The 13927-nt window shown below is 40.0% G+C and carries 13 protein-coding genes and 1 other RNA gene; 3 read left to right on the top strand and 11 right to left on the bottom strand.

The window, feature by feature from the left end:
• Window positions 1-70 precede the first annotated feature (70 nt).
• The gene (locus IGI64_RS05970) at window positions 71-1213 is read right to left on the bottom strand and encodes a VanZ family protein (RefSeq protein WP_429939852.1); all 1143 of its coding nucleotides are present in this window, start codon (window positions 1211-1213) and stop codon (window positions 71-73) included.
• A 129-nt stretch (window positions 1214-1342) separates the two neighbouring features.
• On the opposite strand from IGI64_RS05970, the gene IGI64_RS05965 reads away from it, so the two are divergent.
• On the top strand, window positions 1343-1663 hold the full coding sequence (locus tag IGI64_RS05965) for a hypothetical protein (protein WP_429939851.1): 321 nt from the start codon (window positions 1343-1345) through the stop codon (window positions 1661-1663).
• A 123-nt stretch (window positions 1664-1786) separates the two neighbouring features.
• Here the strand turns inward: IGI64_RS05965 and IGI64_RS05960 are convergent, their stop codons facing one another.
• The 6 genes from IGI64_RS05960 to IGI64_RS05935 all read right to left on the bottom strand — a co-directional run bounded on the left by IGI64_RS05960 (window position 1787) and on the right by IGI64_RS05935 (window position 6723).
• Entirely contained in the window at window positions 1787-2425 is a 639-nt protein-coding gene (locus tag IGI64_RS05960; protein ID WP_429939850.1) for an HD domain-containing protein, read from the bottom strand.
• 103 nt (window positions 2426-2528) lie between these two features.
• Window positions 2529-4028, bottom strand: coding sequence for a carboxypeptidase M32 (locus tag IGI64_RS05955; RefSeq protein WP_429939849.1), 1500 nt, complete (start codon window positions 4026-4028; stop codon window positions 2529-2531).
• Between the two features lie 27 nt (window positions 4029-4055).
• A complete protein-coding gene (locus IGI64_RS05950; RefSeq protein ID WP_429939848.1) occupies window positions 4056-5219 on the bottom strand; it encodes a THUMP domain-containing class I SAM-dependent RNA methyltransferase in 1164 nt (387 codons plus the stop codon).
• A 69-nt stretch (window positions 5220-5288) separates the two neighbouring features.
• An RNA gene (gene rnpB, locus IGI64_RS05945) (RNase P RNA component class B) lies at window positions 5289-5661 on the bottom strand.
• A 20-nt stretch (window positions 5662-5681) separates the two neighbouring features.
• A complete protein-coding gene (gene gpsB / locus IGI64_RS05940; RefSeq protein ID WP_429939847.1) occupies window positions 5682-6098 on the bottom strand; it encodes a cell division regulator GpsB in 417 nt (138 codons plus the stop codon).
• A gap of 85 nt (window positions 6099-6183) precedes the next feature.
• Window positions 6184-6723 carry a DUF1273 domain-containing protein gene (locus IGI64_RS05935; RefSeq protein WP_429939846.1) on the bottom strand — a complete coding sequence of 180 codons (540 nt, stop codon included), beginning with the start codon at window positions 6721-6723 and terminating at the stop codon, window positions 6184-6186.
• A gap of 63 nt (window positions 6724-6786) precedes the next feature.
• On the opposite strand from IGI64_RS05935, the gene recU reads away from it, so the two are divergent.
• Both recU and IGI64_RS05925 read left to right on the top strand, forming a co-directional pair.
• Window positions 6787-7425: a Holliday junction resolvase RecU gene (gene recU / locus IGI64_RS05930; protein ID WP_429939845.1), complete on the top strand. Its 639-nt coding sequence runs from the start codon at window positions 6787-6789 to the stop codon at window positions 7423-7425.
• Window positions 7415-9793, top strand: coding sequence for a PBP1A family penicillin-binding protein (locus IGI64_RS05925; protein ID WP_429939844.1), 2379 nt, complete (start codon window positions 7415-7417; stop codon window positions 9791-9793). Before recU ends, IGI64_RS05925 begins: the two co-directional genes overlap by 11 nt.
• 98 nt (window positions 9794-9891) lie before the next feature.
• Here the strand turns inward: IGI64_RS05925 and nth are convergent, their stop codons facing one another.
• From nth to IGI64_RS05905, 4 genes are all read right to left on the bottom strand, one after another.
• On the bottom strand, window positions 9892-10548 hold the full coding sequence (gene nth / locus IGI64_RS05920; protein WP_429939843.1) for an endonuclease III: 657 nt from the start codon (window positions 10546-10548) through the stop codon (window positions 9892-9894).
• A 14-nt stretch (window positions 10549-10562) separates the two neighbouring features.
• Window positions 10563-11261, bottom strand: coding sequence for a DnaD domain protein (locus tag IGI64_RS05915; protein WP_034862935.1), 699 nt, complete (start codon window positions 11259-11261; stop codon window positions 10563-10565).
• A gap of 123 nt (window positions 11262-11384) precedes the next feature.
• On the bottom strand, window positions 11385-12737 hold the full coding sequence (locus IGI64_RS05910; protein WP_429939842.1) for an NADH oxidase: 1353 nt from the start codon (window positions 12735-12737) through the stop codon (window positions 11385-11387).
• A 527-nt stretch (window positions 12738-13264) separates the two neighbouring features.
• Window positions 13265-13708, bottom strand: a complete 444-nt coding sequence (locus tag IGI64_RS05905) for a Fur family transcriptional regulator (RefSeq protein WP_016625208.1) — start codon at window positions 13706-13708, stop codon at window positions 13265-13267.
• Between the last annotated feature and the right edge of the window lie 219 nt (window positions 13709-13927).

Below are 13927 nucleotides of genomic sequence, written 5' to 3'. Positions count from 1 at the left end.
GCACCTCTTCTCTTCAAGTTTCTTATGACTTTGGCATTATACCATAGTCTGGTTCATTTTGCTTGACGCATCATGATTGTTTTTTTACTGTACTGATCGTATGGGTATGACTTGCCTTTTCATAAAACAAGACTCTTTTTCTTAAAATAAATGAGATTCCGATATTCAGAATAAAAATCAGCAGTGCAAGAAAAAGACCCAAGAAAATGAAATTCGCACTTGCTTGCAAGAATCCGCTGGTATGATCGGCGATTTGCTGCATGAACTGTGTAAGCCAGCTCAACCCATAAAAAAGGAAGTAAAGATAACTGTAACGTACGATCAACGCACGCAGCGAGATTTTTTGACGTCCATCTTCTACTAGCTGGATACGTACGGCTTTTTTTCCAAGTGTTCTGCCATTCGTCAAATATGGAACCAGCATGAAGTAAACAGCAACTTCCAATAACGTCCACCAAGGCTGTGAAGTCAAACTTTGCCAATGGAAAGAAAGATTTGCCAAAACCGCTATGATTACTCGTACGAACCATAAAAACGTCCAATCGATCGCCCATGCTGCTAAACGTCTGGTCAAAGAGACAGTCTTGCCTTTCTCATAGGAACGTTCGTCAAGTTGCGTACGGGTCGGCAGCATAAAGGTAAAGATTGGTGCTACAGCAAAACCAATAATCCCTCCCAGCGTATTATGGAGCAGATCGTTTACATCAAATAAACGATAGGGTCTTGGATAAATAAAGTATAAGCCGCTCAATTGTGTCAATTCGAAAAACAGCGATAAGCAAAAACTTGCTGCAATCGTCTTAAAAAATGAAAAACGGAAATAATAACGCAAGTAGATCCCAAATGGAATAGTCAGTAAAATGTTGAATGCTGGTTCCAGAAAAACACTTTGCTTCATTGCTGATACATAGGTATGGGGATTAGTGATATCCAGGACTGTCTGATCAAGAAAATGGTGCCATGAAGCAAATAACCCAAGTTCCATCTTTGGTCCGGTCATTTGCGCAACAGCTTCTTTTGACGGCAGCGGTAGAATCACTAAAAAATAAGTACATAATAAATAAAAGATAAATGAATATAAAATAATACCGCGGCTTAAAATAAATGTTCCGTACTTCCGGTATTGGTAAATAAAAAAGATTGCAGAGATCGCGAGTGCTAAAAATGGAAAAACCATCAAAGCAAATCGGATCGGTTCGATATAACTTGCCATACATCCTCACTCTTTCTAATCTATATTGTCGTTTCGGCACTTAGAATGTCCACGTTATAAAAAATCCAACGCTTTTATTTTTCATTTCAGGTTTCTTGAAGTATCATGAAGAATAAGGAGGTGGCAAAATTGCTCAATATCTATTTTGTTTTTGGTGTCCCGATTTTTTTGCTGATACTCTACCTGTTTTTTGCTTATCTGCGCAAGAAAAAAAATATCCACTATTTAGGATTTATTCTATTGATCATTGCTGGATTCATGCTGGTTTTCAACTTGCAAACTTGGCAGCAAGCCGTGACCGAAATGGATCATTTAACTGCCCAAGAAGTCTCGCAGCAAGTTGGTTATCCGATTTATTTGATTTGGGTGCCGATTTTGATTGCTGCTTGTCTGGTGCTGCTTAATCTTTACCGTGGCGTCCGAAGGGTACTTGCCATGAGAAAAAAATAACTGATGCACTGCTTGTTTAGAGAGGTTGCTGACATTTATCTGTCACAGTCTCTTTTTTGTTTTTCAGGGGAAAGATAGGGTCGAGTTTACATAATAAAGTTATCGAAAACTCATCTGCACGTACTACTCTCCCCACTCACGGTAAAACTCATCTAAAAATTCTTTCATGAAGGCTTCACGACGTTTTGCTTCTTTTTTTCCATACTCTGTGTTCATTGTTTCAGAAAGCAAGAACAGTTTTTCATAAAAATGGTTGATAACAGTTGTTCCTTTTCGATAATCTTCTTTATCCTTGAATGTTTTAGGCAACATATTCGGATCATGGATCGGATGTCCGTGTCCTCCGCCAAAATAAGAGGTCCGCAAGATCCCGATTGCGCCTAACGCATCGATCCGATCTGCATCTTGCACGATTTTACCTTCCAATGAAAGCTCCATCTTTCCGCTCAGCTCTTTGGAATAAGACATGTTGTCAATGATTGCAAAAATTGCTTGGATCTTTTCTTGCGGAACATCCAGCTCCGTCAAAAAAGTTGCCAACTGGTCTGCTGCTGCTTGCGGATCTGCTGTTACTTTGTCATCGATCGTATCATGCAGATAGGCTGCCGAAAGTGCAATAAACGAATCCGCTTTGGGCTCGGTTTTCAAAATTTCTTCTGCTATCGCAGCGACTCGTTGGATATGGTCTGCGCCATGTCCTGTCTGATCTGAAGCTAATGCAGATAAACCATAATTTTTGATTTCAGTTAATTGTTCTTTCATCATTTCTCCTTTTATCAAAACATCCGATAGAAACCAGCAAGCCGCTTTTCAAGAAAATCTTAAAGAGTTTTCTTGAAAGACGGCATAGTGGTTATTTCCATTTTTATTCAGTTACTTCATATACTTGATAGTACACATTTTTCATGTGTTCGATCAAATATTCAGGATTCAAGGCTTCTCCTGTTGCTTCTTTGATTAGTTCCGCTGGTTTCTTTGATGCGCCGAAGTGATGGATGTGCTCCTTCAACCAATCTTTAATCGGTGAATAATCAGCAGATAATAACACTTCATCAAGAGAGAACTCTTTTTCCATCGCATGTTTAAGCTGTGCCGCATACATAAATCCTAGCGCGTAAGAAGGAAAATACCCAAAATCTGCGCCTGACCAATGGATATCTTGCAAAATCCCCTCCAAGTCATCCTGTGGTTTGATCCCTAAATATTCTTCATATTTTTGGTTCCAAACAGCAGGCAGGTCTTCCACAGCTAAATCTTCATTAAAAATCATTTTCTCGATCTCATACCGAATGATGATGTGTAAAGGATACGTCAAACTGTCTGCATCAATGCGGATAAGAGTTGATTTCGTATGATTCAACGAACGGTAAAAGTCTTCAAATGAGATATCATCAAAGGTTCCTGCTGTACATTCTTGGAAAAACGGATACTGTCTCTCCCAAAAACTGCGGCTGCCGCCGATAATGATCTCATTAAATAAAGATTGTGATTCATGGATTCCCATCGATACGCCTTGATAAACAGGTGTATACGCATAGCGTTTATCGATATCTTGTTCATACATTCCGTGACCGGCTTCGTGGATGATCCCGAAAACAGCTGTTTGAAAATTATTTTCATCCCATCTTGTCGTGATTCGTGTGTCATCTGGATTGATGCCCGTCATAAATGGATGGATCGTATCATCTAAACGTCCTCTTGAGAAATCAAAGCCCAGCTGCTTGATTACTTCAACGACAAAATGTTTCTGCTGTTCTTTTGTCACTTTTCGCTGCAAGAAATCTGTTCTAGGCTCCTGCCCTTTTTCCTGCAATGTTTTTCTGATTTCCATGATCCCAGTTTTCAGCTGATCAAAAACTGCATCTAAGATTTCGACTGTCATTGTTGGTTCATAAAGATTAAGCAAAACATCATAAGGTGTTTTTTCGTCTTTTCGCCAATATGGGATCAGCTGTTTCGTCAATGCGATGTTTTTTGCCAAAGCTTCTTTGAAATCAGCAAAATCTTTGGTTTTTCTGGCGTGCTGCCATTGTCCATGTGCCAAAGAAACAGTTTCACTGTATTCCGTCATCAATTCTTTGGGGACCTTGTGCTCCAACTCATAATCTTCTTTTACTTTTTCTAAGGCTTTTTGGCCAACTTCTGAAAGTTCTTCTGGGTGTTCTGAAAAATAATCGATTGCTTCTTTGATCTTAGGTCCAACTTTTTTCTCAAAATAAAGGCCATACAAATAACTATCTACAACACTCTTGTACTCAGCAGCTTTTTCCGGCATTCCTGTTTGTGTGTCCCATTCAAGGATTCCCATTGCTTGCTGCAAAAGATTGATTTCTTTCAATTCCTGTAAAAAATCTTTTTCTTTCATCGTGGCTGTCCTCCAGAAAATTTTGATTTAGTCTTCTTTTTTGACTCTTGGCGGGCGAGTTCCCCAGTATTGGAAAAGATCTGTACGCAATGCACCATTGTACAGTTTTCTTTTTTTCGTGGCTTTTGCGCCGTAGCTTTCTTCAAATGTCAAATCACTTGTTAAAATATACTTGCTCCACGTTTTCAATGGACGGAAAACATTCCCCATTTCACGATACAATCGACGAACGCTTTCTTCTTCACCTAAACGCTCACCATATGGCGGATTTGCAACAATCACACCATATTCTTTGTCTGTCTTGAAGTCTTTGACGGCTCGCTGTTTGAAGTCGATAGAATCGCCAAGACCGATTTCTTCTGCATTCTTTCTGGCGATCTCGATCATTTGTCCATTGATATCTGAACCTGAAATATCTAATTCAATGTCATAGTCGGCTTTTTCATCTGCTTCTGTCCGAACTTTTTCAGTGATGGCCGGATCAAACCAATCCCAATTTTCAAAGGCGAATTCTCTGTTGAACCCTGGTGCGATATTGTGGCCGATCAGTGCAGCTTCGATACATAACGTCCCTGAACCGCAAACTGGATCATAAAAAGGACGATCTTTGCGCCAATTCGTCAACATTACAAGAGCCGCAGCCATATTTTCTTTCAGCGGTGCGCCGCCTTTTTCCAACCGATAGCCGCGTTTGAACAAACTTGGTCCCGTTGTATCCAAAGTGACCATTACGTGATCTTTAAGTAAAGCGACTTCTAATTTGAATAAAGCGCCTGTTTCTGTCAACGGCACGGATGCTGGTCGATGATAGTAGTTTCTCAAACGTTCAACGATTGCTTTTTTGGTGATTGCTTGGCAGTCGGGAACGCTGTAAAGTTTTGATTTGATCGATTTTCCAGCTACTGGAAATTCTGCATCTAACGGAAGAAAATCTTCCCAAGGCAATGCTTTGACTTTTTCAAATAATTCATCAAAGGTAAAGGCATCAAATTCGCCGACAACGATCTTTATTCGGTCAGCTGTTCGCAGCCACAAGTTTGCGGTCGCAATCGTCTCCATCGTTCCTTTAAAACGCGCGCGGCCGTTTTCTACTTGACATTCGATACCTAGATCTCTTAATTCTTTCCCAACCAGCGCCTCTAGTCCGCTGGCAGCTGTTGCTACTAAATTAAAGGTTTGTGTATTATCCATCTTATTCTCCTTATTTATAAAAAAAACCTTCACAACATTGTTGGAAGGATTCCCTGAATACTTGCGATTTTCTGTAAGCCATGTTTTGTACTCGACTTTTCCAGGGAGAAAAAGCCAAGCGGTAACCATCTATCTGCAGCCGAAACTGCCTCTTTGTCTCGTTCTAGTTCCGAACAAAAAGCGCCCCTACCATTGTTTGGGTTGCTCGCTCGAGGGGTTTACCGCGTTCCACCGTATAGATTTCTCGATACGCTTCGTCACTGTGGCACTTTCAAGGATACTGAAGCATAGCCGAAGCCTTAGCTTGTTTTCCTGCCGTTACTCCATAAATGAAGTACCTTAGCTTATTGTTTCGCTAAGCACGAACACTACAGACATCACAGTCTGTGCGAGCATGGACTTTCCTCAGCCTGATCAAGTCAGACCGCGATCACCCGAAAACCGCAATTATTTCATTTTTAATTAAAATTGACGTGTTGCTTCGTTGTCGTCACTGTCGACATTTGTGTAATTGCTTCTGTTTGGTTGTGCTGGAGGGATTGGATTAGATGCTTGCTGATCCAATTTTTTCCCAAAAACTCCTCTTTCCAAGTTTGACAAACGTTTCAAAATGTCAAAGTTTGTAACAGCTGCGCTTTTTGGTGCTTCAGCTTGTGGTTGGACACGTGTTTGCGTTCCTTGCGTTTTTGACAATTGTGCGATTTTCGCACTTAATTTGTCGTTTTCTTCTTGTAACGCAAGAAGTTCTTTGCTGTAAGTTTCGTAGTCTTTGATAATGTTATCTAAAAACTCGTCGACTTCTACAGGATCATAACCACGCATCTTGGTTTTAAATTCTTGTTGCAAAATGTCTTTTGGACTATAAATCAAATTCGCCATATCTACACCTCTAGTTCTCATTTACAATACTTTCTACTTTTCTTATTGTATCGGAAACCACTTGATAAATCAAACACATTCTGCTTTATTGGATAGAATTTTGCAGATCGTCCATCGTGATCAAACGGATATCATAGGGATTATTCTCCGCATACCGTTCTGCATCTTGCAAAAAGTAGCTGGTTTTCCCAGGGAATTCTTTGTCATAAATCAGTAAACATCCATCTGTATGCGCCAATAAAAACTGGGTATGGCTTTTCAGCTGAGCAGGTGAACGATACGGCTGGTGGCTCACAGCTTCAACGTAATCCGCCGTTTGTTCCGCGAGCATTTTTTTCGTTTGGTTTGCTTCATTCCAATTACTGCCGAATTCCAGAAAAGGATAAACGATTCCTAACCGCAATTCTGGGTAATCGACCTTCAATTCTGCCGCCACTTCTGCTGCCCATAACTCTGTTCCCAGATTCCCGCTGACCAGCACCCATTCCAGTCCTGCCTCTGCCAGCAGACGAAGTTCATTTTTTAAAACATTTTTAATAACTTTTATTTTAGGGTCCTTTTCTTTGAAGATTCCCAACTCGGAACTGCGGTACCCTGAAACATACACGACTTTCAATGTCTCCATACTGAGTTTCCTTTTCTTTCTATATGCTTTTTTGTTATAATGTGGCCTAGGAGTGTGATTAAAATGGTACTGCGCTATCCCAATGGCCAGCCTTATACAAATAATGCCTCTTCTGCTAAAAAAATTCAAGGAAAAACCAAACCAGTTGTCGAGTTTGGGAACCGCGGTATGCGTTTTGAAGAAGCAATCAATGAGAGCAACCAATATTACCTTGCTCGAAAACATGCCGTCGTCCATAAGAAACCGACGCCTGTCCAGATCGTAAAAGTCGATTATCCTCGAAGAAGTGCCGCAGTTATCAAGGAAGCTTATTTCTCGCAAGCTTCTACGACAGATTACAACGGTGTCTATCGAGGATATTATTTGGATTTTGAAGCAAAAGAGACCAAAAACAAAACATCTTTCCCGTTCAAAAATTTTCATGAACACCAGATCCAGCACATGGAAGCCTGTTTAGAGCAAAACGGTATTTGTTTTGTGTTATTATGGTTTTCCAATTTGAAACGCTGCTTTTTTTTGAGCAGTGAGGATTTGATCCACTATTGGTATCAGCAAAAAGACAGCAGAAAATCCCTTCCTCTTTCGCAGATCGAAGAATTAGGGATCGAGATAAAACCGGGAATCTCCCCGCGTATTCCTTATTTAGAGGCTGTCGATCGCTATTTATTATCTATTGAAGGAGAAAACAAACATGGCAAATGAACAATCGCGGGTCTCTCGTCGCAATTATCAGTCGACTAAAAAGACACCAAAGAAAAGTTCCCCTAAAAAAGCACCAGGAAAAACAAAATCTCTTCTATTGAAGATTTTTCTTGGCTTGATCTTCCTAGCCTGTGTTTTATTTTTAGCAGGTGTAGGATTGTTCTGGTTTTACGCAAAAGACGCCCCTGCTCTTGATGAAAGCAGATTAGATGCAACTGTCTCTTCCAAATTATTTACCGCAGACGGCGAATTATTTGAAGATTTGGGCGCTGAAACACGTGAGAAAATCGCACCAAACGAGCTGCCGCAACAGCTGGTAGATGCAGTCGTATCTGTAGAAGACCGTCGTTTTTACAAACATGTCGGCGTTGACCCGGTACGGATAGCTGGTTCCTTTTTCTCGAACATCACTTCTGGCGGTCTGCAAGGAGGAAGTACACTGACGCAGCAATTGATCAAACTTTCCTTCTTCTCGACCAAAGCTGAAGACCAAACATTACGCCGAAAAGCACAGGAAGCTTGGATGGCTGTGCGTTTGGAACAGAAGAAATCAAAACAAGAGATCTTGACTTACTATATCAACAAAGTGTATATGTCCAATGGCTTATACGGTATGGAAACAGCTTCTGAAGTTTACTTCGGAAAAACCCTGTCTGAGCTTTCGCTTCCGCAAACAGCTTTGATTGCTGGTATGCCGCAAGCACCGTCGACTTATGATCCTTATGTCAACCCAGACCAAGCGAAGAAACGCCGCGACACCGTTCTGTATACGATGCTGCAAAATGACAAAATCACGCAATCAGAATACGACCAAGCCGTTGCTACACCAGTAACAGATGGTCTGCAAGAATTGACGACAAAAGATGACAATACAAAAATCGTTGATAACTATGTCAAAGAAGTTATCAATGAAGTCCAAGAAAAAACAAACAAAAATGTCTTCACTGATGGTTTGGAAATCTATACAAATCTTGACTTAGATGCCCAAAAGAAACTTTACGACATCGTGAATACCGATCAATATATCGCTTATCCAGACGATGATTTCCAAGTGGCCTCTACATTGATCGATGTCAATACCGGAGAAGTAAAAGCGCAGATTGGCGGACGAAAGATCCCTTCTGATGTTGCTTTAGGAAACAACTTAGCTGTCAATACCTCACGTGATTTTGGTTCAACGATGAAACCAGTCACTGTGTATGGTCCAGCTTTCGAAAATCTAAAATATTCAACTGGGAAACAAATCGTGGATCAACCTTATAATTATGAAGGAACATCTACGCCTGTTACAAACTGGGACAATCAATATATGGGAACGATGACGCTGAGAAAAGCCCTTGCCCTTTCAAGAAATGTTCCAGCAGTTAAATTATTTAATGAAGTAGGCTCCGACAAAGCAGCGGAATTCTTATCTGGATTAGGAATCAATTATGAAACAATCCACCAAGCCAATGCGATCTCAAGTAATACAGAAACACAAGATGGTACGAAATATGGGGCTTCTTCCTTGAAGATGGCTGCGGCTTATGCGGCTTTTGCCAACGGAGGTACGTATTATAAACCGCAATATGTCAATCGCATCGTTTTCCAAGACGGAACAGAACAAACCTTTGAGTCAGAAGGCTCGAAAGCGATGAGCGAAGAAACAGCTTATATGGTAACGGATATCTTGAAAGATACGATCTCATCTGGAACAGGGACAAACGCATCGATTCCTGGTCTGTTCCAAGCCGGAAAGACCGGGACATCAAACTATACAGATGATGAATATGCTAAATTAGGAACATCAACAGGCGTTTATCCTGATATTTTATTTGTTGGTTATACACCAAACTATTCTTTATCTGTTTGGACGGGATACAACGATAAGATGACGCCAATCACTACCGCAAGCAATCAAATCGCCTCATCTGTCTACCGCGAATTGATGCAGTACGTTTCTCAAAATGTGACCAATGAAGATTGGACCATGCCAAGTGATTTGCTGCGAGTAGGTAATGAGCTCTATTATAGAGATCAATACAGTGTTCCGGCTACTTCAACAACGCGCTCCACTGTACCGATAACGCCAAGCACGAACGAACAATCTTCAACAACTCAAAGTTCGACGAGTACGACGACTACACAATCAACAACTGAAACAACGACAACTACACAAAGCACAACTGAAGCGTCAAGTGAATCCAGCACAACTGAATCAAGCGAGCCTCCTGCTAGTTCAGATCCGCCTGAATCCTCAGAAAACAATACTTCTGAGAATAATCAGAATACAGGAAACACGACGAATACCGGCAATGCGGAACAACCTGCAAATGATGAGGCTGCCGCAGCTGGAAATACCAATACCAGCTCCAGCAGCAGCCGCTGAAAAAAGCCTGGATAGGAAGGAAAACAATGTTTTCCGCTTCCTATCCAGGCTTTTTGTTTATTTCTCGATTACTTGTCCATACGCTTTTCTGTTAAAAACTATGCCTTCAGTTTGTTTTTCATCCTCGTTTTACCTTCTTGGCAAATATCCAGCAGCGGACAAACTTCACATTTTGGATTCCGTGCGGTGCAGTGATACCTGCCGAAAAAAATCAGCGTATGATGGGTTTTTACCCAAAGTGATTCGGGCACCTTTCGCATCAGCGTCTCTTCTACTTCCAAGACATTAGCGCTCAATTTGCAAATACGCAGACGCTTAGATACTCTTTCCACGTGTGTATCCACAGCAATTGCCGGAATATCAAACGCATCACCTAAAACGACATTCGCAGTTTTACGTCCTACGCCAGGCAGCGATATCAGTTCTTCTCTTGTTTTTGGTACTTCTCCATGGAACTGGAGCAAGAGCTGCTGTGCACAAGCTTTGATATTTTTTGCTTTATTCCGGTATAACCCAATCGTTTTTATTTTGGCAATGATTTCTTCGATTGGTGCTTCTGCCAATGCTTCCGGCGTTGGGAAAGCTCGAAACAATTCAGGGGTTGCTTTATTGACGGATACATCTGTTGCTTGTGCACTGAGGATCACAGCGATCAGAAGTTCAAACGGTTTTTTATGGACAAGTTCTCCGTGAGCTTCTGGGAACATTTCATACATCTTTTCCATTGCATACATCGTTTTTTCTTTGCTTAACATATCTTCTCCTGTTTTTACTGGTCTTCCAGCCAATTTTTCAATGAGATATTAGGCAGTTCTGGTTCAGCAGCTGTTTCTGCTTCTTTTTGGAGTAATTGGTTCTTTCTTCGTTTTTGTTCTTCTTCTACTTGCTGTTTCGTCGTAATGTTTTTACGTTCCCAGGATAACAAGATCCGATCGACATAGTTGAAACTATACGCTTGATTCAATACAGCTTCTCTTAAAGCCAATTTCAATAGATCAGGATGATAGTGATCTTCTTCCAGCCATTGCCCGATTCGTTGAAATTCGATAGCGGATAACGGACGGCCGAATTCCTGCTCAAATAATTGATAGACAGATTGGATTGCCTGCTCTTGGGATTGTTCTTCTATTTTTTGTGTCTGGTTCTTCAAGTATTGCGCTAAACGTTCATAGATAGGCGACAAATCGTATTTGTCAGCCTTTTTTCCTGAGACTGTTGTTGTTTCAATAAACAAAAAGCCGTTAGAGACTAATTGGTTCAGCAATTGATAGATTTGATCTGCACGTAAGCCCATATTCATTGCGATCATTTGCAAATCAGGGAAATCGTCTCCTTGCTGCTGTGCCATATTCAGCTGTAAAATAAATAAGCAGCTGTCTGAATCTAACCCGATATGGCGGTAATGTTTCAAAAAAAGATTTGAGATGACTGTTTGCCCTGATGCCAGATAACTTTCTAAAGATAACATACTTGGTTCCTCCTATTTCGACAAACCAAGTATACGCAAAAAAAATCTATCGGTCAAAGTCGACGATAGATTTTTTTGCGTCGTATATCTTTCAAACATTAGAAATGTTTGTTTGTATCTGGCTTATTTAGCGTTGTCTAAATCTGCTAGCGCTGCTTGTGCTAACAGGTTCAAGTAGTTCCAAGGACGATCAAAATGTGGTTGGAAGAAGAAATCAGACAATGCAAGGTCTTCCACAGTCATTTTGTTTTGGATCGCTAAGGACATCGTGTTCGCTGATTGTGTTACGTCGTATTTCGACATCAATTGCGCACCAACGATTCGGTTTGTTCCTTTTTCATACACTAATTGCATCAATACTTTTTCTGTTGTCGGCATGAATTCTGGACGATAGTTGTCTTCGAAAACAGTGGCTTGGACCTCTAGATTATTTAATGGTGCACTTTCAGAAGTAACGCCTGTTGATCCAATCGACCAACCGAAAAGATACAAACCAGAAGTTCCTTGTGTGCCTCGGTATTTCATTGTTGGTTCTGTTAAGTTATAACCGATAAGCAAGCCTTGACGTACAGCATTTGTTGCTAATGGGATATAATTCAATGTTTCGCTTGGGTTGTAATGAACGACTGCAGAGTCTCCAGCTGCAAAAATATCTGGGTCAGAGGTTTGCATGTATTCATTTACTTTGATTGCGCCATTTGGTAAAGTTTCCACTTTATCTTTGACAAGTGTTGTATTTGGACGGAAACCTACGCATAAGATGACCATGTCTGCATCAAATGAATTGCTTGGTGTGACAACTTTTGCTACCGCACCAGATTCATCAGCGACAAATTCCGATACATTTTCGCCTAATTCAAGCGTTACACCTTGATCTCTTAATTCTTGTTCCAAAATGTCTGTAAATGGTTTATCCAAATATTTGTTCAAAATACGATCTAATCCGTCGATCAATGTTACTTCTTTGCCTGATTCAGCAAATGCTTCAACTAATTCGATCCCAATATAACCGCCGCCGACGATCACCACACGTTTTGCATCTTTTGCTTGGCGAATGATTTCGTTTGCTTGGTTATAGTTTTTGCATAGCAAGATATTTTTTGACTCGATTCCTTTGATTGGCGGAATAATTGGCCAAGAACCAGTTGTCATAACTAATTTATCATAAGAAACAGTTTCTACTTCACCTGTTTTCAAGTTTTTCGCAGAAACTTGTTTATTCTCTGTATCTACGTTTTCTACATCATGTTCCATTTTGACTGTGGCACCTAGAGAAGCTAATTCTTCAGGATTTGAATAGAATAAACCAGCTGGATCTTTCACAACACCGCCGACATACAAAGCAATCCCGCAAGATAGAAATGAAACATTGTCATTTCGTTCATAAACAGTTACTTCTGCATCTGGGTGATTTTTTAAAATACTTTTGACAGCTGAGGTTCCAGCATGTGTACATCCGATTACTACGACTTTCATACATAAATCCCTCTTTCTATGTGTGCAATACGTCTTTCGACAATTCTACTATAGCAAAAATAAAACGGATACAACAGTCTAATGCTTGTGAATTCACAAAGTATGATTTTTAATGAAAAACTGCACATGATTTCGTTGGCAATACAGAAAATTTTTTCTAAAGCTCTAATAGAAAACCCTTTAATACCAATACTTTTATTCTAATTCTCAATTAATAAGGATTATTTTCTTTTTTTATGACAAAAATATAAAGAACACTTGTGAGCAGATTTTTCACAATATCGACGATTCTAAAGAAAAGCAGACTGTCTCAACTATTTCCCCTCTTGAAATACGTATCAACGCAAAAAGCCCGTCCGCATTGCTTTTTCAAGCGTGCAAACGAGCTTTATTCCAGTTGGTAATCGAAAGCTGCAGATCATTTATTTTTTTAAATGTGCAGTATTTCATAAATATTTTTTCTTTAGTGATAAACAGCAGCAGATAAAACAGTTTTTTTGGTTGATCAGGCTGACTGTTATGTACAGTTAGTCTGCTGCTTTTTCTAATGTTTGACAGTCTGGACATACGCCATAAAGTTCTAAGCGATGATCATCGATTTCAAAGCCTGTCAATTGTTTGGCAGCCATTTCTACATCTTCTAAATCAGGATAGTGAAAGTCCACGATTTTTTTACATTTTTGGCAAATCACATGATAGTGGCGTTTCGAACTGAAATCAAAACGGCTTGAGGCATCCCCATAGCTCATTTCTTGAACAAAACCAATGGATGTAAAAAGACGAAGATTGTTATACACAGTCGCAACACTCATATTAGGAAAGCGATGCTCTAAGTCTCTGTAGATTTCGTCAGCAGTCGGATGTGAACGATGCTCGATCAAATATTCTAAAATTGCATAACGTTGCGGCGTGATACGTATGTTTTCTTCTTTCAATTTTTCAATTGCTTCTTCGACTACCTTTTTTTTCATATACTTCCCTCTCAATGGTTATTCTTGTTTTATCATACTATTTTTGCTATTCAAAATCTACTTTTCTTTTAAAATTAACCCAAAAAAACTGCGGCAAGTACCATTCAGATAAAATAACACTTTCAACGATTTTCTCTTTTTTTTGCGCCAAAACCGTCATTTGTCAGCCATGACGATCTGTGAAAAAAATTAAGATATATTCAGTGTTTATTGTCAGAA

Origin of the sequence: Enterococcus sp. DIV0210g (assembly GCF_050559705.1) — a bacterium.
GTDB lineage: Bacteria > Bacillota > Bacilli > Lactobacillales > Enterococcaceae > Enterococcus_B > Enterococcus_B faecalis_A.
The sequence above is the reverse complement of the archived record's forward strand: the minus strand, read 5'-3'. Positions and strand labels throughout refer to the sequence as shown.